General features: G+C 72.6%; 16 protein-coding genes and 1 pseudogene. 10 read left to right on the forward strand and 7 right to left on the reverse strand.

The features are described from left to right. Window positions 1-101 precede the first annotated feature (101 nt). The 3 genes from QK442_RS19740 (at window position 102) to QK442_RS19750 (ending at window position 3,205) form a co-directional block, all read left to right on the forward strand. Window positions 102-935, forward strand: a complete 834-nt coding sequence (locus QK442_RS19740; RefSeq protein WP_282695291.1) for a helix-turn-helix transcriptional regulator — start codon at window positions 102-104, stop codon at window positions 933-935. Between the two features lie 125 nt (window positions 936-1,060). After that, entirely contained in the window at window positions 1,061-2,167 is a 1,107-nt protein-coding gene (locus QK442_RS19745) for a magnesium and cobalt transport protein CorA (RefSeq protein WP_282695292.1), read from the forward strand. 783 nt (window positions 2,168-2,950) lie between these two features. Further along, complete coding sequence (locus tag QK442_RS19750) at window positions 2,951-3,205, forward strand: 3-oxoacyl-[acyl-carrier-protein] synthase III C-terminal domain-containing protein (RefSeq protein ID WP_282695293.1); 255 nt, start codon at window positions 2,951-2,953, stop codon at window positions 3,203-3,205. A 129-nt stretch (window positions 3,206-3,334) separates the two neighbouring features. Here the strand turns inward: QK442_RS19750 and QK442_RS19755 are convergent, their stop codons facing one another. The 3 genes from QK442_RS19755 to QK442_RS19765 all read right to left on the reverse strand — a co-directional run bounded on the left by QK442_RS19755 (window position 3,335) and on the right by QK442_RS19765 (window position 11,562). Beyond that, window positions 3,335-5,485 (reverse strand): DUF11 domain-containing protein, encoded by a 2,151-nt coding sequence (locus QK442_RS19755; protein WP_282695294.1) that lies wholly within the window; start codon window positions 5,483-5,485, stop codon window positions 3,335-3,337. A gap of 138 nt (window positions 5,486-5,623) precedes the next feature. Continuing rightward, entirely contained in the window at window positions 5,624-7,564 is a 1,941-nt protein-coding gene (locus QK442_RS19760) for a hypothetical protein (protein ID WP_349239663.1), read from the reverse strand. An 842-nt stretch (window positions 7,565-8,406) separates the two neighbouring features. Next, a complete protein-coding gene (locus tag QK442_RS19765) occupies window positions 8,407-11,562 on the reverse strand; it encodes an isopeptide-forming domain-containing fimbrial protein (RefSeq protein ID WP_282695296.1) in 3,156 nt (1,051 codons plus the stop codon). A 132-nt stretch (window positions 11,563-11,694) separates the two neighbouring features. Between QK442_RS19765 and QK442_RS36365 the strand changes: the two are divergent. The 4 genes and pseudogenes from QK442_RS36365 to QK442_RS19780 all read left to right on the forward strand — a co-directional run. After that, window positions 11,695-11,781, forward strand: a pseudogene (locus tag QK442_RS36365) (IS5/IS1182 family transposase); the annotation flags it as partial. Window positions 11,782-11,896: 115 nt separating this feature from the next. Further along, window positions 11,897-12,211: a hypothetical protein gene (locus tag QK442_RS19770; protein ID WP_282695297.1), complete on the forward strand. Its 315-nt coding sequence runs from the start codon at window positions 11,897-11,899 to the stop codon at window positions 12,209-12,211. A 485-nt stretch (window positions 12,212-12,696) separates the two neighbouring features. Then, a complete protein-coding gene (locus tag QK442_RS19775; protein ID WP_282695298.1) occupies window positions 12,697-15,012 on the forward strand; it encodes an MMPL family transporter in 2,316 nt (771 codons plus the stop codon). 248 nt (window positions 15,013-15,260) lie between these two features. Continuing rightward, window positions 15,261-16,322 carry an NAD-dependent epimerase/dehydratase family protein gene (locus tag QK442_RS19780; protein ID WP_282695299.1) on the forward strand — a complete coding sequence of 354 codons (1,062 nt, stop codon included), beginning with the start codon at window positions 15,261-15,263 and terminating at the stop codon, window positions 16,320-16,322. 46 nt (window positions 16,323-16,368) lie between these two features. On the opposite strand, the gene QK442_RS19785 is transcribed toward QK442_RS19780, so the two are convergent. Both QK442_RS19785 and QK442_RS19790 read right to left on the reverse strand, forming a co-directional pair. Beyond that, on the reverse strand, window positions 16,369-17,481 hold the full coding sequence (locus QK442_RS19785; RefSeq protein ID WP_282695300.1) for a HAMP domain-containing sensor histidine kinase: 1,113 nt from the start codon (window positions 17,479-17,481) through the stop codon (window positions 16,369-16,371). Next, window positions 17,478-18,233: a response regulator transcription factor gene (locus tag QK442_RS19790; protein ID WP_282695301.1), complete on the reverse strand. Its 756-nt coding sequence runs from the start codon at window positions 18,231-18,233 to the stop codon at window positions 17,478-17,480. Before QK442_RS19790 ends, QK442_RS19785 begins: the two co-directional genes overlap by 4 nt. 135 nt (window positions 18,234-18,368) lie before the next feature. Here QK442_RS19790 and QK442_RS19795 point away from each other — a divergent pair, with 135 nt between their 5' ends. The 3 genes from QK442_RS19795 (at window position 18,369) to QK442_RS19805 (ending at window position 20,409) form a co-directional block, all read left to right on the forward strand. Further along, the gene (locus QK442_RS19795; RefSeq protein WP_282695336.1) at window positions 18,369-19,046 is read left to right on the forward strand and encodes a glycosyltransferase family 2 protein; all 678 of its coding nucleotides are present in this window, start codon (window positions 18,369-18,371) and stop codon (window positions 19,044-19,046) included. Further along, the gene (locus tag QK442_RS19800) at window positions 19,043-19,675 is read left to right on the forward strand and encodes a DUF2064 domain-containing protein (protein ID WP_282695302.1); all 633 of its coding nucleotides are present in this window, start codon (window positions 19,043-19,045) and stop codon (window positions 19,673-19,675) included. The genes QK442_RS19795 and QK442_RS19800 overlap by 4 nt, the downstream gene beginning before the upstream one ends. Before the next feature lie 71 nt (window positions 19,676-19,746). Then, entirely contained in the window at window positions 19,747-20,409 is a 663-nt protein-coding gene (locus tag QK442_RS19805; protein WP_282695303.1) for a class I SAM-dependent methyltransferase, read from the forward strand. Here QK442_RS19805 and QK442_RS19810 read toward each other — a convergent pair. Next, window positions 20,382-20,801 carry a hypothetical protein gene (locus QK442_RS19810; RefSeq protein WP_282695304.1) on the reverse strand — a complete coding sequence of 140 codons (420 nt, stop codon included), beginning with the start codon at window positions 20,799-20,801 and terminating at the stop codon, window positions 20,382-20,384. The genes QK442_RS19805 and QK442_RS19810 overlap by 28 nt on opposite strands. Further along, on the reverse strand, window positions 20,798-21,976 hold the full coding sequence (locus QK442_RS19815) for a molybdopterin-dependent oxidoreductase (RefSeq protein ID WP_282695305.1): 1,179 nt from the start codon (window positions 21,974-21,976) through the stop codon (window positions 20,798-20,800). The genes QK442_RS19810 and QK442_RS19815 overlap by 4 nt, the downstream gene beginning before the upstream one ends. Window positions 21,977-22,040: the final 64 nt, after the last annotated feature.

Here is a 22,040-nt window from a genome sequence, read left to right on the forward strand (position 1 = left end):
ACTCCTCGTTGCGGGACCGGTCCCGCCCATCGTGTAATCGGTGACCCAGGTCTCACTACCCCCGTTCGGGGGTGATGGTGTGGGTGAAGGAGAGATCTCCCGTGTCCGAGCGGATCGAGGCGGTGGAGCTGCGGGCCGCGCTGCTGCGGCTGCGGCGCGGCAGCGGGCTGCCCGTGGTCTTCGGCGGCCTCGTGCGGGACGGCGGCCGGCCGCTGCGGATCGCCGAGCTGCACGGGGCGGTGACCCCGGCGCTCCGGGGCCTGGCGGTCTCCCCCGGCAACGGCCTGGGCGGGAAGTGCCTGGCGCTGGCCCGCCCGTGCGCGGTCACCGACTACGCGGTGGCCCGGCACATCACCCACGAGTACGACGTGCCCGTGTCGGCGGAGGGCCTGCGCTCGGTGATCGCGGTGCCGGTGGTCGTCCGACGGCAGGTGCGCGGGGTGCTGTACGGGGCGCTGCGCGACGCGCTGCCGCTCGGCGAGCGGGTCTTCGACGCGGCGGTGGCGGCGGCCAGGGACGTGGAGCAGGCGCTGGCGGTACGGGACGAGGCGAGCCGTCTCGCGGAACGGGCGGAGGCGCCCCCCGGCCCGTCGTGGGAGGAGGTGCGGCACGCCCACGGCGAGCTGCGCGCCCTCGCCCCGCAGATCGCCGACCCGGAGCTGCGGACCCGCCTGCTCACCGTCTGCGGCCGCCTGGAGGCGGCGTCCGGCCCCCCGCCGGACGCGGCACCGCTCCCGGGCGTGGCGCTGACCCCGCGCGAGACCGACGTCCTGGCGTCGGTCGCCTCCGGCGCGACGAACGCGGCGGCGGCCCAGCGCCTCGGCCTGCGCCCCGAGACGGTCAAGGGCTATCTGCGCTCGGCGATGCGGAAGCTGGGGGCGCACACCCGTCTGGAGGCGGTGGTGGCGGCGCGCCGGGCGGGCGTGCTGCCGTAGCGGGGAGGGGGACCTGACCCACACCCCGATTCCCACCCCTATATCCTTTTCCTCCCTCCCCTGAGGGTCCTTCCGGATCCCGGGGGGATGAGACCCGGGGGCCCGCAGCCGACGGAGGTACGCACGTGTCCGACCGCCACCCCCGCGCGGCCTGGCGCCGCCGCCCGGAGCCGCCCCCCGCCCCCGCACCCCCGGACCCCTCCCCCGAGGGGCCGAGCGTGATCCAGGCGGCCCTGTACCGCGACGGCCGCAGGGTCTCGTCGCCGACGACACTGGCGGAGACGTACCGGCAGCTGCGCGAGCACCCGGACGGCATGGCGTGGATCGGTCTGCACCGCCCGACCGAGGAGGAACTCCTCTCCCTGGCCGCCGAGTTCGACCTCCACGAACTCGCGGTCGAGGACGCCCTGGAGGCCCACCAGCGCCCCAAGCTGGAGCGGTACGGCGACACCCTCTTCGTCGTCCTGCGCGCGGCCCGCTACCTGGACGCCCCGGAGGAGGTCGACTTCGGCGAGCTCCACGTCTTCGTGGGCCCCGACTTCCTCATCACGGTCCGCCACGGCGCGGCCCCGGACCTCTCGGCGATCCGCCGCCGCATGGAGGAGGACCCCGCCCTCCTCTCCCTCGGCCCGGAGGCCGTCCTGTACGCCATCCTGGACGCGGTCGTCGACGGCTACGCGCCGGTCGTCGCGGGCGTCCAGAACGACATCGACGAGATCGAGACCGAGGTCTTCGGCGGCGACCCCGCGGTCTCCCGCCGCATCTACGAACTCTCCCGCGAGATGGTCGAGTTCCAGCGCGCCACCCGCCCCCTCGTCGGCATGCTCCACGGCCTGATGGCCGGCTTCGCCAAGTACGGCACCGACGAGGAACTCCAGCGCTACCTCCGCGACGTCGCCGACCACGTCACCCACACCAGCGAACGCGTCGACGGCTTCCGCCAGGCCCTCACGGAGATCCTCACGGTCAACGCGACCCTGGTGACCCAGCAGCAGAACGCGGAGATGCGCGCCCTGGCGGAAGCCGGCTTCGAGCAGAACGAGGAGATCAAGAAGATCTCGTCGTGGGCGGCCATCCTGTTCGCACCGACGCTGGTGGGAACCATCTACGGCATGAACTTCGACGCGATGCCCGAGCTGGACTGGACGTTCGGCTATCCGTTCGCGATTCTGCTGATGGCGGCGGTGTGCACAAGCCTGTACTTCGTCTTCAAACGGCGGGACTGGTTGTAGTCGACACATCGGCCCCAACGATCGACTTCACACGCGCGAACTACGAGGACATTCCCCTTCGTCCATGACAGCGCCGCACGACGGGCTTCCTCAGGCCGATGAGAGGAGGCTCTCGCCACACGACGGGCCAGGTGTCGCTCGCTGTCCTCGACACCCCTCGGAGCGGGTCTCGCACCACCCCGGAGTACCGGACCCGGACACAGGCCGACCGCGGGAACACGCGCCATGGCATGACCCGCCCGACCGGCTCGAAGCCGGGCACGACGGCTGCTGGTGACCGAAGCGTATCCGTGCTCCGTCGCCCGCATGCCGATGACCCCGACTGCCACCCGCCCGGCTGCGGTGTCCGTGGACCCGGCCCGCTCCACGGACGGTTCCGCCCCAGCCCCTCGCTCGCGGCGGGGCCGGCCGTACCGCGGGGTCCTCTGTTCCAGCCGCACGCACCGGCCTGCCCTGCGAGGGGAATCGCATTTCTGCCGCAAGGTCGGGGTGGGATCCCGTTCGGCTCTCTTCGTCGTCCTGTTCCGTGACCGGGCGCCCGGCCGCAGAAGGCACCTGCCGTGTTCCGGACCTGTCTGCGCTGGACCGCACACCGCCGTCGCCTTCGGAGGCGGCGCGGGAGCCGTCCTGCTCACCGGGGGCACGGTCGGCGAACCGGGGTCGGTCGTCGCCACGGATCTGGCAGGCGATGGAATCGGACTCTCCCACGTGGTCGTCGAAACCGGTGGATCACGTCACCCGCCCGCTTCCGACGACACTCCCCGATCGGCCCGCTTCCTGGCGATGAACGGCCGCCAGGTCCGCCTCCAGGCGGTCCGCCGGATGGCGCAGTCCTCACTCAAGGTGCTGAGCCTGGCGGGCCGGCGGTCGGAAGAGCTCCGGGCCGTGGTCGCCCACCAGGCCGATGAACGCATCGTGGACGCGGTGGCGGAACGGTTCCGGCTGCCGGATCCTCTCATGGTCAAGTGCATCCGGGACGCCGGGAACACCACTGCCGCCTCCGTTCACCTGGCCCGACGCCCACCCACGCATCCATGACCTGGCCGCCGACCAGCACTGACAGGGCGTCCGATCTGGGGAGGGGTCGCCGCTCATGCCTCGCGGACGGCCCCGGCCGGTTTCCCTGCCGGGGCCGTCCGCGTGCGGTCTCCGGTCAGCCGCTGTCCGTCAGTCCCGCCCGAAGGCGTGGATCCCGCCGGACCTCGTCCTTCCGTCCTTGTTCTCGGTGGCCTCCTTGTCCACTTCGAGGTCGGCCTTGGCCTCGTCGACCCTGTTGCCGGGGACGCCGGTGACCGTGCTGGAGTTGTTGCCGCCATCCGGGTCCGCGGTCGCGGAGGAGACGGTGGCGGTGTTGACGATGTCGTCCCCGTCGCCGGTGTAGCCGGGGGCGAGTTTCACCCAGATGGTCCAGGTCCTGGACTCGTCCGGTCCGAGTGTGGCCTCGGGGCCGCAGGTGACGGTCTTCCCTGCGGCGGTGCAGCCATTGGACGAGTGGTCGAAGGAGAGGTGTTCCGTCAGGGTGTCGGTCGCCTTGACCTGCTTGGCCTCGGACGGGCCCTGGTTGGTGACCGTGATCTCGTAGGGGAAGGTCTCTCCGGGCGAGATCGGGGAGTCGCTGCCGAGCCTCTTCTGCGCCTTCAGGTCGGCGCTGGGGTCTCCGGCCCTGCCGTCGGGCAGGGGCGCACTGCCGGTGTCGTTGTCACTGTTGGGGTCGATGTTCGCGGCGGTGACCGTGGCGCTGTTGACGATCTCGGTGCCGTCGCCGGTGTAGGAGGGGTCGAGCTTGACCGTCAGCAGGTACACGGCCTTCTCGCCCACCTTCAGCGGGATGCTCCTGGCGCAGCGGACGGTGTCACCGTCGTAGGTGCAGCCGGACGGGGTGGAGGAGACGTAGGCCAGTTCCTTGGGCAGCCTGTCGGTGAGGGTCACACTGTGCGCGTCCGCGGACGGACCGTCGTTGGAGACGGTGATGCGGTACTGGAACTCCCGGCCGGGGACGGGCGGGGTGTCGCCCACCGCCTCCTTGGTGACGCTGAGGTCCGCCGTGGGCGGGTTGACCTTGTCGCCGGGCGGGCCGGCGGGGTCGCTGGTGTTGTTGGTCTCGTCGGGATCGGCCGTCTCCGAGGTGACGGACGCGACGTTCTGGATGTCCGAGCCGTCGCCCGTGTAGCCGGAGTCGATCATGACCGTGAAGATCCAGGTCCTGGCCGCGCCGGAGTCGAGAGTGGGCAGGGTGCCGCAGCTGACCCGCTGCCCGACGGCCGTGCAGCCGTCCGCGGAGGAGACGAAGGACAGCCATTTCGGCAGAGGGTCGCTGACGCTGACGTTCTCGGCACGGGAAGGTCCGTCGTTGGTGACGCGCACCGCGTACTGGAAGGTCTCACCGGGGGACACCGGGGTGTCGGTGACGGTGGTCTTGTCGATCCTCAGGTCCGCCTTGGGGGTGCCGACGAGAGGGTAGGCCTGGTCGGAGGTGTTGTTCCGGGTGTCCGGATCGGCCGTGTCGGAGCCCGCCGTGGCCGTGTTGGGCAGATCCTTTCCGTCGCCGGTGTACGACGGGTCGAGCTGGACCTTGAACGTCCAGCTCACCGACGCTCCGGGGGCGAGGACCGGCTCCGGGCCGCAGGTGACCTTCTGCTGCGACTCGGTGCACTCGTCGTCGGAGGACACGTAGTTCAGGAGCTTCGGCAGCGTGTCCGTTGCCTTGACGTTACGGGCGTCGGAGAGTCCCTTGTTGGTGACGGTGACCGTGTACCCGAACTCCTCGCCCGGTGTCACGGCCCCGGTCTGCACCACCGACTTGGTGGCGACCAGGTCCGCCTTCGGGTCGAAGGGACCGGGCGGGATGACCGGGTCGTTGGTGTTGTTGTCCTCGTCGGGGTCGGTGGCGTCCGAATGGGTCGTGGCGGCGTTACCGAGATCGTCACCGGTGCCGTTGTAGGAGGGGTTGAGCCGAGCGACGAACGTCCAGGTCTTCGTCTTGCCGACCGCGAGCTCGGCCTCCGGGCCGCAGGTGACCTTCTGGCCGACGGCCGTGCAACCGTCGGCCGAGGACTCGAAGGTGATGTTCGCAGGAAGCGTGTCGGTGGCTGTGACGTTCTTCGCCACCGACGGGCCCTTGTTCGTCACGGTGAGCGTGTACGTGATCAGACCGCCCGGCGGGACCATCCGGCCCTCCGCTCCCGGTCCCGCCGCACGCGTCGAGACCATTTCGAGCTGCGGCGCCGCCGCGGTCGGAGCGGAGCCCCACAGCGGCAGCGCGCACGCGATCACAGCCGCCAGCCAGGGCAGTGGCCTCCAGGGTCTCCTTGTTGCCATCGGCATCGCTTCCTGTTCTCTCCGCCCCGGCGGGAAGGCCGGGGCCACGCGGGGGGGAAGGGGTGTGAAGCAGCCGCACCGGTCGTTCGACTGCCTGTCCGAGGCCTCCGGACACTTCGAGCCCGGACGCCCGGGTGCTCAGGCTCGATGCCGCCGACGGACACGGAACACCAGTCCGCTGCCCGCGGCGAGCGCCAGCCCTGACGTCCAGGGAAGCCATCCGGGGAACCCGCTCCCGGTGTCCGGAAGTGTGTGGCTCTGGTCGTGGTCGGGCGTGGGGGACGGCGACGGAGTGGGCAGTGGACGGATGGGCACACCGCAGCCGCCGACCTCTCCGGGATTCGCCTTCCCCACGGTCGAGACGTTGTTCCCCGGATCCGGGTCGTGCACGTCGGAGGCCGCCCGAGCCGTGTTGTCGACCTCGGCGCAGTCACCGTCGAAGTCACGGGCGAGCTCTACCGTGAAGCGGTACTCGGCGGTCTCCCCCGGAGCGAGGCGGTCCGAGCCGCCACAGGTGATCGTGGCCCCCTCGGCCGTGCAGCCGTCCGGGGAACCCACGAAGGACAGGGCACGGGGCAGCGGATCGGTGACCGAGACGTTCCGCGCCGTGGACGGACCGTCGTTCCGGACCATCATCACGTAGGCGTAGGTCTCACCGGGCATGACCGCGTCGGCGCCGTCGGCAAGCTCGTACCGCTTGGTCAGGACGAGGTCCGCAGAGGCCGGGGCAGGTCCTCCGTCCTCGCCCGGAAGGCCGGTGAGCTCGGCGGTGTTGTTGGACGGGTCCGGGTCGTCGGTTCGTGCCCCGGCACGGACCCGGTTGACCAGGTCGGACCCGTCACCGGTGTAGTCGGGGGCCAGCCTGACCCGGACGGTGAACGCCACGTGCCGGTCCGGGGCGAGAGCCGCCCTCTCGGGGCAGACGACGGTCCCGCCGTACGCACCGGCTTCGCCCGTGCAGCCGTCCGGGGAGTCCACGAACGCCATACCGTCGGGAAGGTCGTCGGTCACCGACACACCGGCGGCCTGCGAGGGCCCGTGGTTCCGCGCGGTGAGGGTGTAGGCGAAGACGGTCCCCGGAACCACGGGATCCGCCCCCGCGAACTCCTTGGCGACGGCGAGATCCGCACGCGGGCGCTCCACCGTCCCGTCCGGCGGACCGGCACCCGGATGCGGGCCGGTGTTGTTGGCGGTGTCCGGGTCGTGGGTGTCCGACATCACCGTCGCCTGGTTGAGGATGTCCGAGCCGTCGCCGGTGTACGCGGGATCCAGACGCACGGTGACGACCCACGAAGCCGTCCCACCCGGGTCGAGTCTCGCCACCGGACCACAGGTCACCTGCCGGCCGTCCGCCGTGCAGCCGTCCTTGGAACCGACGAAGGACAGGGCGGGGGGGAGCTCGTCGGTGGCGGTGACGTTCCTGGCCTGCGCGGGCCCGTGGTTGACCACCGTGATCCGGTAGTCGAAAGTCTCACCAGGGGCCACGGCACGCGGTCTCACCGGAGCCAGGACCACCAGACCGGAGCCAGCGGAGACCTCCTCCCGTCGATCCGCGTCCATCACCGGCCGGCTCTCCGCACCCGAAACCGAACTCCCCTCCGCGCCCGGATTCCCCTTCCACCCCCGGCCACCCCCCTGCTCCTTACCTCCTTCCCCCCGTCCTTCCTCCTCGCCCGGCGCCCGGGGCAGCCCCTCCCTCGGCTCGCCGTCCGACGCGACGCGCCCGTTCGCCCCCGCCGGGGGGCCGGAGGGCGCCACCACGCCGCTCCCAGCCCTCGCGCCTTCACCCTCACCCTGGCACTCCGGGTCGGAGGAAGGACGGAGCACCGCTCCTGGCACGTCAGCCCTCGCAGGTGCCCCGTGTCCATCGGCCGACGCCGCCTGGCGGGACGTCAGTGTCGAGACCTCGCGGGCACAGCCGTTCCCCGCCCCTTCCGACGGAAGGAGAGCCGCCGAGGCGGGAAGAGCGGACGCCCCGGCGAGGACCACCCCCATCATCAGAGCGCCGGGAACCGTGTACCCCACCCCGCGCCGCAGACCTGCCCCCCTGGCCCACGTCACCTTGCGACCGCTCTCCATGAAGGGCCCTCACTTTCCCACAGGGGGCGCCCCGGCCCATACCCATCGACAGTCCGTTACGATTATTCTGTACATATACGGCGAGTCATGACATATCGTCATACTCCGATCGGTGTGGCAGCGACACAGGAGCGATGGGGTCTCGGGGTGACGGAGCCGGGCCGGAAGAGAACACCCCATCACCGTCGGCCGGGCATGGGAGAACATGCGGCGGTCAGCCGTCCCGGCGATCGGCGAGACGCCGGACGGTGACCCACCGTCGAGCAGGTGCCGGGCAGCGGGCCGACAGCGGCTGTGGCGGCGTACGGCGAGCGGCCGGACGCGATACCCAGTGGGCTGGGCTCGCAGCGCCATGCCGGGTACGCCCCGGCTTCCTCACCCACAAGGCGCCGCCGAGCCACCTCACTGTCCGCGGCGTCTGGGGGGGGGCGACGGCGGTCGCCCGTACGTCGTCGAGCGTATCGTCCGTTCGTGAGCGTGAGCTCGACGTCCGCCCTGACCGGGGTCGGCTCGGCGGATTCGGCCCCGTCCGCCCCGAGCAGACCGCTCGTGGCCGCATCCGGCACACTGCTCGGTCTTCCCGACGGAAACTGCCGGCGTGGCCTTGCCACGGGGCCTGATGCCCGTGTCACCACCGCTGCAGGCCGAGCCGAGCAGGACGGCGGCCGCGCGCGTCTCCGCTGCCCCGGCCGGCGGCCTCTCCGGCTCCCGGCCGTTCGCGTTCTGGCCGGACTCGGCGCAACCGCCGCTTGGCCTGCACGAGTTTCGACGCCGGCGCCGGAAGAGCGTCCGGCGTCACCGCGCCCACCGTCCACGACAGGCCGTCGTCCGTGGACCCGACCTCACAGGTGGACCTGTCGCCGGAGGACGACGGGTGTGGTGTCGTCCACCTTCTTCTTGATCGCGAGATCGGCCTCGGCCGTCTCCGTGGTCCGCACCACGAAGGGAGCCGAGTTGTTCCCGATCGCCGGATCCTCGGCGTTCGCCACGGTGACGCGGCCGTCCGAGAGTGCCGTGTCGAGCGGCGCGTTCGGATCGACCACCACCGAGACGGCGAACGAGGCCGTGGCTCCGCTCCTCAGTCCGGCCGGGATCGTGCACGTCACAGACTTCCTGCCCGCCGTCACCATGCATCCTTCGGGCTGGGGTGCGGCGGCCGTGGTGTGGTCCGGCATCGTGAACGTCACCGTCGACACCGACGTGGTGTCCGACGGGCCGCCGTTGCGCACCGTCCCGGTCACGGTGCCCGCCGTACCGGGAATCACCGGGGCGGTGGGCGAGGTCGCCGACATCGCCAGGTCGTTCACCCCCTTCGCGGTGGTCGACAGCGGCACCGCCGCCGTATCGTTCTCCGCCCTCGGGTCGTCGGCGGAGGTCACCACCGCCGAGCCGCCCGACAGCGCGGCCGCGACCGGGGCGTTCGAGTCGACGACCAACGGGATCGCGAGGACGGCCCTGGCATCCCTGGCCAAGCCGGCGGCCACGGTGCAGGTGACCGACGTGCCGTCAGTGGCCGCGGTGCAGCCGGACGGCAGCGGCGCACCGGGCTTCGTGCGCTGCGGCAGCGTGAAGGTCACGGTCGCCGCGTCCCCCGTCGTCGACGGCCCGTTGTTGGTGACGGTCAGCGTCGCCGTGGAGGTGCCGCCGGGCACCACCGGGTTCGGGGAGGTTCCCGCGGTGATCGCCAGGTCACTGGTGCGCACCAAGAGCTTGGCGTTCGGGCATGTGGCCGGGTCCGAGGCGTCCGCGCACAGCGGGTTGTCGTTGATCGTGTCCGAGGTCAGCGCCGTCACGGCGTTGAGGAACTCGCCCTCCTGGGCGCCCCTCACCGTGATCCTCAGGGTCGCGGTGGCGTCCTTGGCCAGTGCGCCGACCTTCCACTGGCCACTGGTCCTGTCGTACGTGCCCGCCGAGTCGTCCGACACCCAGGTGAGACCGGTCGGCAGCCGGTCGGTGAGCACGACGTTCGCCGCGGCGTTCGGTCCGTCGTTCCTCACCGTGACGGTGAAGACCGCCTGCCCGCCGATCGGGACCTTCGGCTTGTCGACGGTCTTGGCCACCGTCAGGTTCGCCCCCGGCGCGATCACCAGCGGCGCCGCCTTCGACAGGGCGGCGATGCCGTCACCGCTGAAGTCGTTGGTCGCGGTGCCCGGGGTCGCCGTGGTCTTCACCTTCGCCTGGAAGGTGAAGGTGGAGGACTCCCCGGCGGGTAGTGTGGTGAAGGTGGCCCAGCCCACCTGGGATCCCGTCACGGTGGGTTCGTCCAGGTCCATGCCCCGGGTCGAGTCGGCGACGTAGTCCAGTCGGCTGTCCAGGGTGTCGGTGAAGCCGAAGGTGGTCACCGGATAGGTGTTCGGGTTGGTGATCTTCACGGTGTAGGTGACGGTGTCGCCCGGCTTCGCCCTGCCCGGCGACACCGTCTTCTCCGCCTGCATGGGCTTCACGTCCGCCGGGCGGAAGTAGGTGAAGAAGCTGAAGGTCTGCGACGCGCCCGACTCCAGCGAGTACGGCCACGAGATGGCCATGCCGCTGTCCAGGTTGCTCCCGCACTGGCAGGTGTTCGGCAGGGCCCTGCCGGTCCCGATCTGGCTGCTGACCGTGCTGTAGCGGCCCTCCATGTAGGAGCTTCCGGGAGTGAGCGGAACGAACATCATGGCCTGTCCGGTGCCGTCGGCGTTCTTCACGCAGGCGATGCCGTTGCCCCTCCCCGGAGCGGCCGGAAGGACCACGCCGTAGCTGTTGTCGGAGCCCTGGAGGTAGCAGTCACCCCCGCGGTACAGGTGGCCGGACTGCGCCCTGGTGCCGTAGTTCGTGACCGTGATGTCGACCCTGAACCCGTTCTCGCCGTTGACGTAGGTCTCCCGCTGGGAGAGGCGCAGTACGTCGGCGGCCGTGAAGTCCGTCGTCATCGTGAAGGGATCGTCCACGGTGCCGGTGCCGGTGGTCGGCGTCTGGTTGACGGCCTTGGTGCTCGCGCTGCTCGAACTCTGTACGAACGACACGCCGCCGTAGACACTGCTCCCCACCCCGATGCCGGTGCCGCAGGCGCCGGAGCCGTAGAACTGCTTCGTACTCCTGTAGTCGGCCTGGCACCCACCGGTGTTGGAGGTCCGGATCAGTGTCACCGGACTACCCGTGATACTCCCGCTGCCGACCACCCTGACCGAGACGCTGTGCGTGAGAGTCGTCTGACCTGCCAACGTCTGGGTCGCCGTGTAGGTCACCGGGCCGCTGCTGGTGCTCTGACCGGTGGCGACGACCGCCCACCGGCCGTCGCCACCGACGGTCGCCGTGCCGACGGTCGACGAACCACGGGTGAGCGCCACCCGGGCACCGGGCGCACCGGTCCCGGTGAACTCGATGGTGGGCCCGATGGTGTCACCGTCCTTCGGTGACTCGATGTTCACGGCCGGGATCCTCCACTCGACCACGGCCGCACCGGCCGTCCTGGGAGTGCCGTACCTGTCATCACCGTAGAACGGGTCGTCCACGCCACCGGTCCCGAGCGGAGCGTCGGCCCTCACCTTGCCCTCGCGGGTGCCGACATCACCGCCCGCGACCAGCAGCAGGGTCCCGGACGCGTCCTTCACCCAGGCGGCGTCACCGCCGGCACCCTTGCCGTCGTCGGCCGTGCCTCTCGCCGCGGGAACGTTGATCGAGTACGACACTGACAGTGGCGCCGAGACCGACCTCTGGGTGTGGCCGCCGACTCCCCCGGCACTGGCGCTGCCGTTCGGGCCACCGCCGTCGCCCCACAGATGGAACCGCACCGCGGTCGCCGCGGCGGGCGGCGTGAACGTCTGTGCGGAACTGTCGGCCCGGAAGATCCGGCACTGGTTGTACCCCGGCGTCTGCGCCACGCAGGCACCCGTCGGGGCACGCTGCTCCGACGTGGGGTGCTGCACAGGGGGCACGGCTCCGGACGAGAACGGCGACACGAAGACGACCAGGACACAGGCCATCACTGCTGTGATCAGGTATCTCGTTCTGACAGCCATCGAGTCCCCGCTCCATCCGATTCAAGACGTACAGCGTGCTGTACATATAAACGCCGCACGCGCCCCAGGCGAGGCGGGACACCCCGAACGCGGCGAGCCGAACAGGAAAAGACCCGGTTCCCCGACTGGATCGGGGTGCCCTGGCGCTACCTGCCGTGCGGCTTTCCCCCGCGCACCGCCGTCTTCGGCCGCTTCAGCGCCGGGACCCACGACGGCACGCAGGCAGGGGAGAACGACCACGGGCCGACACTCGGCCCGTGGCCCTTCGCGGTCATCCGGCCCGGTGCGCCCGGCGAATCGGCGGCGCCCCGTCCGTCCGCCCGGCAGGCTCCCTGTGCGGGGAAGACTGCTGTTCAGGCTGTTCCTCGTCACCGCCGTCGTCGGAGCGAGCAGCGTCGCCGCCACGGCCGGGCTCACCGCGCGGACCACGGCCCGGGCGATCGAGCGGCAGCAGGGGCAGACCGCCGCCGTCGGCCTGTGGCACGACGCCGACCCCGTACGACCGCGCCAAACCAGCGGCAACCTCGTGGCCGACGCCATCCGGCACACACCCACCGCGTTCGGACTCCGGTTGCCCGGAAGGAGCGGACAACCAGAAACCGGAACAGCCGGACGACAGCCGCCGACGCCCGCCAGGGACCGGTTGTGAACCCCGCCCCCGCCGCGGTGGGAGCAGCCGGTCCGCGCCGGAGAACACGGTTGCCGGACGGAAGACCCACCGGGATCCCCGGTCGGTGAGGTCACCGCCGGCCCGAGGGGTTTCACCACGTCCGCCGGCGCGGGGCCGCGGGCCGACCGACCGCACCTCGTCCGGGCCGAGTGCGCGGGGCCGCGGGCCTGTGGTACGCCCCTCGGGCCGTGACCGGCGTTGAGCGGAGAACACTTCGCGTTCCCGCTGTCGGCGCCCGGCTCCGGGCCCGATCCGGCACGGCGGCTGACGGGTCTCCACCGGGGAGGGACGGCGGAACGCGGCTCCTCCGGTGCGGCGGCGAAGCCCCGGCGTCCGGCGACGGGGGAGCGGAGCACGGGCGTCGAGATGACGGGGACGCCCGAAGAGCCAACAATTGTCGTGGAAGACCACTCATCGACGGAGGTACCGGCAACTCGGGGACCCCCTGTCCGTACGGCGGTGCCATGGACGCGCGAGACCAGGCCGGGAGCGGCCGCCCGGCCACGGGCGGCGGAACACCGCCGAAGGGCTTTCTCTACGGCCTCGGGCACTGGTGTGCCCGGCATTTCGTCGTCGTCATCGCTCTGTGGCTGGCGGCCCTGGCGGGGCTGCAGATCGCGGACCGGCTGGTCGGCGGGCAGTTCTCGGACGACTTCACGCTGCCCGGGGTGCAGTCCTCGGAGGGCGTGGACGTCTTGAAGGCACACGATCCGGTGGCCGGAGGTTACTCCTCCCAGATCGTGCTGAACCGGCCCTCCGGTCCGCTCACCCAGGAGTCCTCGGCCGTGAACTCGACCGTGGCCGCGCTGGAGAAGCTGCCCGACGTGCTCAGCGTGCAGAATCCGCTGCCGCCACCGGGTACTCCCCCGCCGACCGCCTCGTCCTCGGAGCCGAACACAGGGCCGCTGTCCACGGACGGCGAGACGGCGTACGTCACCATCCGCTTCAGCGTGCCGCCGTCCACGCTCGGCACCGGCTATCTGGACGGCGTCGACTCCGCCGTACAACCGCTGCGGGACTCCGGGGTCACCGTCGAGTACGGCGGCCCGCTCGGTGAGCTGGCCCGTCCGGCGCCCGACGACCGGACCAGTGAGGCCATCGGCTTCGCCGTCGCGGTCGTGGTGCTCCTGATCGGCTTCGGCAGTGTGGTCGCCGCCGTGATGCCGCTGGTCACCGCGCTCGTCGGAGCGGTGTGCGGGCTCGCACTGCTGGGCCTGGCGGCCTCGGCGTTCACCTTCGCCACGGTCTCTCCGACGCTGGCCACGATGATCGGGCTCGGGGTCGGCATCGACTACGCGCTGTTCCTGATCACCCGGCACCGCCAGAACATCATGAACGGCCGTCGTCCCGCCGACTCGGCAGGGCTCGCGACGACCACGAGTGGACGGGCGGTGCTGGTCTCCGGCTGCACCGTGATCATCGCGCTCTCCGGACTGTGGGCCTCGGGCGTGACGTTCATCGGCAAACTGGGGCTCGCCGCGGCCTTCACCGTGGTCACCGCGGTACTGGCGGCGCTCACCCTGGTCCCGGCTCTGCTGGGGCTCGTGGGCCGCCGCATCGACCGCCTGCACGTGCGCCGACCGGTCGCCGAGACGGACGCCGTACCGGACACGGCACCGGGCGTCGGACAGGTGCACGGCACCTGGCACCGCTACGCCCAGAAGGTGGAGAAGCGTCCCTGGTGGTTCCTGGCGGGGGGCGTCGTGGTCCTGGCCGTCCTGGCCTTCCCGCTGCTCTTCATCCAGCTCGGGCACATCGGTGACGGCGCCGATCCCGAGTCGTTCACGGACCGCAGGGCGTACGACCTGATCTCCACGGCTTTCGGGCCGGGTGCGAACGGGCCGCTGACCCTGGTGGTCGACCAGACGGAGGTGCCCACCGGTGACCGTTCCGCGCTGGCCTCCCAGCTGGAGAAGGCGCTCGCGAACGTTCCGGACGCGGCCAAGATCACACCGTTGCAGACGACGCCGGACGGTGACGTGCTGGTCGGCACCGCGTACTCGGTCGCCTCCCCGCAGGACGAGCGCACCACGGAGCTGACCAACCACCTGATGGACGACGTGCTGCCGCAGGCGGTGGCCGGGACGGACGCGAAGACGTACGTGACCGGGACGACCGCCGCCCAGGTCGACTTCCTCGACATCGTGTCGAGCCGGCTCCCGGTGATCATCGCGGTGGTGGTGGCGCTGGCCTTCCTCGTGATCCTGGTCGTGTTCCGGGGGCTGCTGGTGGCGGTGAAGGCCGCGGTGCTCAACGTGCTGTCGATCGCCGCGTCGTACGGAGTGGTCGTGGCCGTCTTCCAGTGGGGCTGGGGCGGTCCGGCGCTGGGCGTCTCCGGGAAGGTGCCGATCGAGAGCTACGTCCCGATGATGATGTTCGCCATCGTCTTCGGTCTGAGCATGGACTACGAGATCTTCCTGCTGTCACGCGTGCGCGAGGCGTGGCTGCGTACCGGGGACGCCGAGGCGAGCGTGGCGCACGCGCTGGAGATCACGGCGCGGGTGATCACCTGTGCCGCGTTGATCATGGTGAGTGTGTTCGCGGCCTTCCTCATCTCGGACAACATCGTGGTGAAGATGCTGGGTCTGGGCCTGGCGGCGAGCGTCCTCATCGACGCGACGATCGTCCGCCTCCTCCTGGTGCCCGCGGTGATGACCCTGCTGGGCCGTCGCGCCTGGTGGACCCCGGGCTGGCTGGATCGGCTGCTTCCGCATCTGGACACCGAGGGCGAGGGGGCCCTGCAGCAGGAGCGGACGACCGCGCCGGGTGGCACGGGTTGACCCCCGAAAGGGACCCGGGGGATGTGCCCACCCGGGAACCGGTTCACAGGAAGGGGCTTCGGCGCCGCGCCCGGGCTGGACCGGACGGCCGGTCGTGATCCCGCTGACGGCGACAGTGCGACACGGGCCTCCATCGGCCCCGGGCACCGGGACCGGCCGTGGTCGGCGCGCCCCGTCGGGATGACGGAAGTCTTACGGACCGGCGTGGTCCGGTCCGCGGGGGCGGGTCGGTCCGTAGCGTCGCGGGCATGCGTGTACTCGTCACAGGTGGAGCCGGGTTCATCGGCTCCCACATCGTCAGCGCCCTTTCGGCGGCCGGGCACGAGGCGGTCGTTCTCGACGCGTTGTCGGCCGATGCCCATCCCGTGGCTCCCGTGCTGCCGGAGGGGGAGTTCCTGCGTGCGGACGTGCGCGACGCCGTGGCCGTGCGGGCGGTGCTGCGGGGGGTCGACGCGGTGTGTCATCAGGCTGCCATGGTGGGGCTCGGGAAGGGCTTCGGTGACGCGCCGGAGTACGTGAGCCGCAATGATCTCGGTACGGCCGTGCTGCTCTCGGCGATGGCGGACGCCGGGGTGCGGCGGCTCGTCCTTGCCGGGTCGATGGTCGTGTACGGGGAGGGGCGGTACGAGTGCGCCGTCCACGGGGTCGTACGGCCGGGGCCCCGCCGGCCAGAGGATCTTGTCGAGGGGCGTTTCGAGCCTCGGTGTCCTGGCTGCGGGGCGGGGCTCGTGCCCGGGCTCGTCGGTGAGGACGCGCCGCTCGATCCTCGTAACGTGTACGCCACGACGAAGCTGGCGCAGGAGCATCTGGCGGCGGCCTGGGCGCGGGCGGTGGGCGGGGCGGCGGTCTCGTTGCGGTACCACAACGTGTACGGGGCCGGGATGCCGCGTGACACGCCGTACGCGGGGGTGGCCTCGCTCTTCCGTTCGGCGCTCGCCCGGGGGGAGGCGCCGCGCGTCTTCGAGGACGGGGGGCAGCGCCGGGACTTCGTGCACGTGCGGGACGTGGCGGGGGCGAACGCGCTCGTCCTGGAGGCCGTCTCCGGGCTGCCGGGCGGCGCGCTCACGGCGTACAACACCGGCAGCGGGGAGCCGCACACCGTCGGGGAGATGGCCGCCGCCCTCGCCCGGGCGTACGGCGGTCCCGAGCCGGTGGTCACCGGTGAGTTCCGGCTCGGGGACGTCCGGCACGTCACCGCCGACTCGTCGCGGCTGCGGCGCGAGCTCGGGTGGCGGCCGGCGGTCGGCTTCGCCGAGGGCATGGCCGAGTTCGCCCGCTCGGAGCAGCGGTCCTCGGCGGCCGTGGGCTGAACCCGCTCGGAGCAGCGCGGCTCGGCGGCCGTGGGCTGAGGCCCGCTCAGGTCGCCGCGGCGGGCAGTGTCACCTCGAAGCGGCAGCCGCCGGGGACGTTGTGCACCTCGGCGCGGCCCGCGTGGGCCTCGACGATGCCGCGGACGATGGCGAGTCCGAGGCCGGCTCCGGCCGGCGGGGTGCGGGCCTCGGTGCCGCGCCAGCCGGTGTCGAAGACGCGGGAGAGGTCCTCGTCGGGGATGCCCCCGCAGCCGTCGGTGACGGACAGGACCACGCTGTCCGCGCGGTGTTCGGCCGCGACGGCGACGGTGCCGTCGGCGGGCGTGTGGCGGATGGCGTTGACGAGGAGGTTGGCGAGGACCCGGGTCATCTCCTTGCCGTCCACCTCGACGGGCACGGCGGCGACCTCCTCGCCCACCAGGCGCACGCCGTTCTCGCGGGCGAGCGGGGCGGCTCCGCTCAGGGCGTCGTCCACCAGGTCGTACACCGACATGCGGATCGGGCTGAGGGTCAGGGCGCCGGCGTGGAGGCGGGAGAGTTCGAAGAGGTCGGTGACCATGGTGGTCAGGCGGTCGACCTCGACGCGGATCTGACGGTGGTAGCGGGCGGGATCGGCCGCCAGGCCGTCCTCCAGCGCCTCCGCCATCGCCCGCAGTCCGGCGAGGGGGGTGCGCAGGTCGTGGGAGATCCAGGCGACGAGTTCCCGGCGGGAGGTCTCCAGTGAGCGCTCCCGGCGGCGGGAGGCGTCGAGTTTCGCGCTCGTGGCCGCCAGTTCCCGGGTGAGGGCGGCGAGTTCGGCGGTGGCGGTGCCGGCCGGGGCGGAGAAACTTCCGCCGTCGCCGAAGTCCCGCGCGGCGCGGGCGAGGGCGCGGCTGCGGGCCACCACCCACCGGCCGAGGACGAGGGCGGTGCCGAGCGAGACGAGCGCCGCCATGGCCACGACGACGGTCACCACCCACAGGTCGTGCGCGGACAGGAACATCGCCTGGGCGACGGCGAGCGTCCCGGCGAGCATCGCCGTCACGGTCACGGCGGCGACGACGGTCAGCGAGACGGCGACGGAACGGCGGCGGACGAGACGGAGCACGACCGCGCCCGCCAGTCCGGCGCACACGGCTCCGCCGAGGGCGAAGGCGGCGATGAGCAGGAGGTCCTTCATCCCTCGGTCCTCTCCCTCGTCCCGTCCTCTTCCTCGTCCTGCCGGGGTTCGAAGCGGTAGCCGACGCCCCACACCGTCCGGATGAGACGGGGCCGGGCGGGGTCCTCCTCGATCTTGGCGCGCAGGCGGCGGACGTGGACCGTGACGGTGGACAGGTCCCCGAAGTCCCATCCCCACACCGACCGCATCAGCTCCTCCCGGGTGTGCGCGGCGCCGGGATGTTCCAGGAAGTACGACAGGAGGTCGAACTCCCTCAGGGTGAGCGCGAGTTCGCCGCCCGCGCGGGTGGCCCGGCGGGTGGCGGGGTCGACCGTCAGGTCCGCCGCGCGCAGCACGGTCCGGGGTGCGTCCGGTGCGTCGGCCGCCCGGCTGCGGCGCAGTACGGACTCCACCCGCAGGACCAGTTCGCGGGGGCTGAAGGGCTTGGTGACGTAGTCGTCCGCGCCCACTTCCAGACCCGTGATCCGGTCCTCCTCCTCGCCGCGCGCGGTCAGCATGATCACCGGTACGGGCCCGGCCTCCCGCAGCCGCCGGCACACCTCCAGGCCGTCGAGGCCGGGCAGCATGAGGTCGAGGACGACGAGGTCCGGCCGCCGCTCCCCCGCGCGCGTCAAGGCGTCGGGTCCGTCGGCCGCGTGCTCCACGGCGTGTCCTGACCGCTCCAGGTAGCCCGTGACCACCTCGGCGACGGTCGGGTCGTCGTCCACGACCAGGATGCGCGCTCGGCCCGCCGGGACGCTGTGCTCACTCATGCCGCACAGCGTCGCATCCGCGGACCCGGGCGGTCACGGCCACCCGGGCGGAGTCCGGCGGGACGTCCGCGTTTCGTAAGGAGTGCGGAGCCCCCGGAGGGCCCCTCGGTTCCTACGGTGGGAGCTGTGACCCCCATGACCGTAGATGTCGTCCTTCCCTGTCTCGACGAAGCGGAGGCCCTGCCCTGGGTCCTGGCCCGCGTCCCGGCCGGGTGGCGGGCGATCGTCGTCGACAACGGCTCGTCCGACGGGTCGGCGGCGATCGCCGCCGGGCTCGGCGCGCGGGTGGTGGAGGAGCCGAGGCGCGGCTTCGGCGCCGCCTGCCATGCCGGGCTGCTCGCCTCGGACGCCGAGTTCGTCTGCTTCTGCGACTGCGACGCCTCCCTCGACCCCGGCCTGCTGCCCGGCCTCGTCGGCTCCGTCGCCGACGGCTCCGCCGATCTCGTCCTCGGACGCCGCCGCCCCACCGGGCGGGGCGCGTGGCCCGCCCACGCCAGGGCGGGCAACCTCGCCCTGGCGTGGCTGCTGCGCCGCCGCACGGGCCTGCGCCTGCACGACCTCGGGCCGATGCGGGCCGCCCGCCGTGAGGCGCTGCTCGCGCTCGGCCTCTCCGACCGGCGCAGCGGCTACCCGCTCCAGATGGTCGTCCGGGCGGCCGACGCCGGCTGGCGCGTGGACGAGGTCGACGTCCCGTATCTGCCCCGTGCGGGCCGGTCGAAGGTCACCGGCACCTGGCGGGGCACCTGGCAGGCGGTCCACGACATGCGCAAGGTGCTCGACGAACCGGTGCCGGCGGGCGGGGGCCGCCCGTGACCACCCTCCTCGTCATCGCCAAGGAGCCCCGGCCCGGCCGGGTGAAGACCCGTCTGACGCCCCCGTTCACCCCGGAGGAGGCGGCCGGCCTCGCCGAGGCGGCCCTCGCCGACACGCTGGCCGCCGCGGCGCTCGTTCCGGCCGGCCGGCACGTTCTCGTCCTCGACGGGCGGCCGGGCCCGTGGCTGCCGCCGGGCTTCGAGGTCGTCCCCCAGACGGGCGGCGGGCTCGACGCACGCCTGGCCGCCGCGTTCGCGGCCTGCTCCGGGCCCGCGCTGCTCATCGGCATGGACACCCCCCAGGTCGCCCCGGAGCTGCTGGCCCCCGCCCTGTGCTGGGAGCGGTACGACGCCTGGTTCGGCACCGCCGCCGACGGCGGCTTCTGGGCCCTGGGCCTCGCACGGCCCGCTCCCTCCCTCCTGCTCGGCGTCCCGATGTCCACGCCCCGCACGGGCGCCGTGCAGCACGAGCGGCTGCTGGCCGCCGGGCTGCGGGTCGGGGACCTGCCGGTCCTCCGGGACGTGGACACCGCGGAGGACGCCCGGCGGGTGGCGGCCGAGGCGCCGGGCACCCGGTTCGCCGCCCGTCACGCCGAACTGACCGCCGCGGCGACGGGAGCGGGACGGTGACCACCACGGCGGCGACCACGGCAGCAGGGACCACGACGGCAGGGACCGTTCCAACGGCTGCCACGACCACCGTGACCACGGCCGCGTGGCAGGCCGACCCGTACACCTGCGCCCTGCGCACCGGCAAGGGCCCGCTCTTCCTGCGCCGGCACGACGGCTGGCTGCTGCCCCTGGAGGTCGAGCGCTGGTGCGAGGGGCCGGACCGTGCCGACCGCTCCGTGCTCGACCGCTGCCGCGGCACGGTCCTCGACATCGGCTGCGGGCCGGGGCGGCTGGTCGCCGCGCTCGCCGCCGAGGGGCGGCGCGCGCTCGGCATCGACGTCAGTCCCGAGGCGGTGGCGCGCACCGAGGGGCTCGGCGCGGCGGCCCTGTGCCGTTCGGTCTTCGACCCGCTGCCCGCCGAGGGGCGCTGGGACACGGCGCTCCTCATCGACGGCAACGCGGGCATCGGCGGCGACCCGGCCGCGCTGCTGGACCGGATACGGCAGGTCGTGGCGCCCTCCGGCCAGGTCATCGCGGAGTGCGCGCCCGTGGACGTCGACGAGCGCTGCGAGGTGCGCGTCGACGACGGCAGGGGCGGAAGCGGGGCGCCGTTCCCGTGGGCCCGGGTGGGTGCCCGGGCCCTGGCCGCCCACGCGCGCGGCGCGGGCTGGGCCGTCGCCGACCGGTGGACCGTGGACGGGCGCCCCTTCCTGTCCCTCGTCCCTCAGCCGTCGTCCGCGGCACGCTCCTGACGGTCCCGCCACCACCGTACGGAGACCAGGGCGGCCGTCACCACGGCCACGGCCGCCAGCACGATCGCGAGGTTCCGCCCGTACGGCAGGGGCAGCGCCGACGGGTGGGGCGGCTCCCCCGGCCGTACGAGGAGGGGCAGCGTCACCAGGATCACGCTGCCCGCCACGAGGAGCGCCCCGCGCAGCACGCCCCGCAGGCGCCGGCCGACCAGGAGCAGCCCCACGGCGAACACCAGCGGGGCGAGGATCCCGTCGTGCAGGACGAGCGCGCCGGCCAGCCACAGCAGCACGCCCAGCGGTTCCGGCTCGGTCGCCACCAGCCATGCGCCGAGGCCGATCAGGGCGAGGCCGAGCCCGCCGAGCACAAGGCGCGGAACACTGGTCCCTCTCACAGCACCTCCAGCCGGTGCACCCACTTGGTCTGCAGGACTCCCGGCCGGTTGGGGGCGATGACCCGGGCCGGGGAGCCGTGGTCGAGCGTGAGCGGGGCCCCGTTGAGGGCCAGGGCGAGGAGGGTGAGCGGGTCCTCCGCGTACTCCGCGCCCATGTTCATCACCCGATAGGCGCCGCTCACCTCCAGGGACGTCACCCGCAGGGCGTCGCGGCCCGGCCGGCCGCCGGCCCGCTCGACCAGGTCCCGGATCCGTACCCCGGTCCAGTCGGCGTCCACGGTCCAGCCCTCGACGCAGGCGATCGGCAGCCGGACCGCGGTCTGCGGCATCCCCCGCAGCGCGTCGAGCGTGAGGACGTACGGGCGGGGGCCCGCGACCTCAAGCCGCCAGTCCCGCAGCGCCGTTGCCGTCACTCCGGCCGCGGCGGCGGTCCGGTTCACCGGCAGCCCCTGCGGCCCGTGGTCGGGGTGGCGGGGTGCGAGCAGGTCGAACGCCTTCAGGGGGGTGAAGGACTGGCCGACCGTCGTCAGCGTCACCACGCCGACGGCCGCGCCCGTGCCGAGGAGCAGCGAGCGGCGGTCGACGGCGTCCTCGGCCGGAAGCGCGCGCGTGCCGGCCGAACGCCGGCTCCAATGGTCCCTGATCTCGGGGGCCTTGACCGCGATGTGCAGCAGGAGCGAACCGGTCACCACCCAGGCCACGGCGAAGTGGGTCTGCACGAAGCCGAACGGCCACGGGTACCACTCGACGATGTTGAGCAGCCCCGTCAGCACCTCGAAGACGGCCGAGGCGACGAGCAGCGCGACCGACAGCCGTTCCAGGGCGTGCCGCACGGACCGCACCGGCGGCCACACGAACAGCCGTGGGTAGACCGCCCACAGTTTGACCAGGAGCAGCACGATCGCGGCCAGTCCCGTGGAGACGTGCAGGCCCTGGTTGAGCGCGTAGCCCCACACGGGCCGGGTGGGCAGCCGGTCGGCGAGCCAGCCCGGTGGCTGCTGGAGGTAGTGGCTGACCAGGCCGGTCACGAAGCAGACGGCGAACGCGGCGCCGAGCCACCGGCCGACGGCGGTCGCCGTTCTCGCGTCGTGCAGTCGGCCGTGGAAGGCGGGCGGCCGGAGTCGGGGCAGGGTGCGCGGGGCGGGCCCTGCCCGCTTGGGCGTACGGGAGGTCATGCCGTCCATGACACCGCTGCGGACGGCCGTGTGGGCGGTCCGACACCTTACGAAAGTCGGACGC

Origin of the sequence: Streptomyces sp. CC208A, from assembly GCF_030010625.1 — a bacterium.
GTDB lineage: Bacteria > Actinomycetota > Actinomycetes > Streptomycetales > Streptomycetaceae > Streptomyces.

Excerpts from the sequence above, each read along its gene's own strand:
- QK442_RS19750 (WP_282695293.1), top strand. The coding sequence starts at position 2,951 with ATGAACGGCCGCCAGGTCCGCCTCCAGGCGGTCCGCCGGATGGCGCAG.
- QK442_RS19755 (WP_282695294.1), bottom strand. The coding sequence starts at position 5,485 with ATGGCAACAAGGAGACCCTGGAGGCCACTGCCCTGGCTGGCGGCTGTG.
- QK442_RS19760 (WP_349239663.1), bottom strand. The coding sequence starts at position 7,564 with ATGGAGAGCGGTCGCAAGGTGACGTGGGCCAGGGGGGCAGGTCTGCGG.
- QK442_RS19765 (WP_282695296.1), bottom strand. The coding sequence starts at position 11,562 with ATGGCTGTCAGAACGAGATACCTGATCACAGCAGTGATGGCCTGTGTC.
- QK442_RS19775 (WP_282695298.1), top strand. The coding sequence starts at position 12,697 with ATGGACGCGCGAGACCAGGCCGGGAGCGGCCGCCCGGCCACGGGCGGC.
- QK442_RS19780 (WP_282695299.1), top strand. The coding sequence starts at position 15,261 with ATGCGTGTACTCGTCACAGGTGGAGCCGGGTTCATCGGCTCCCACATC.
- QK442_RS19785 (WP_282695300.1), bottom strand. The coding sequence starts at position 17,481 with ATGAAGGACCTCCTGCTCATCGCCGCCTTCGCCCTCGGCGGAGCCGTG.
- QK442_RS19790 (WP_282695301.1), bottom strand. The coding sequence starts at position 18,233 with ATGAGTGAGCACAGCGTCCCGGCGGGCCGAGCGCGCATCCTGGTCGTG.
- QK442_RS19795 (WP_282695336.1), top strand. The coding sequence starts at position 18,369 with ATGACCGTAGATGTCGTCCTTCCCTGTCTCGACGAAGCGGAGGCCCTG.
- QK442_RS19815 (WP_282695305.1), bottom strand. The coding sequence starts at position 21,976 with ATGACCTCCCGTACGCCCAAGCGGGCAGGGCCCGCCCCGCGCACCCTG.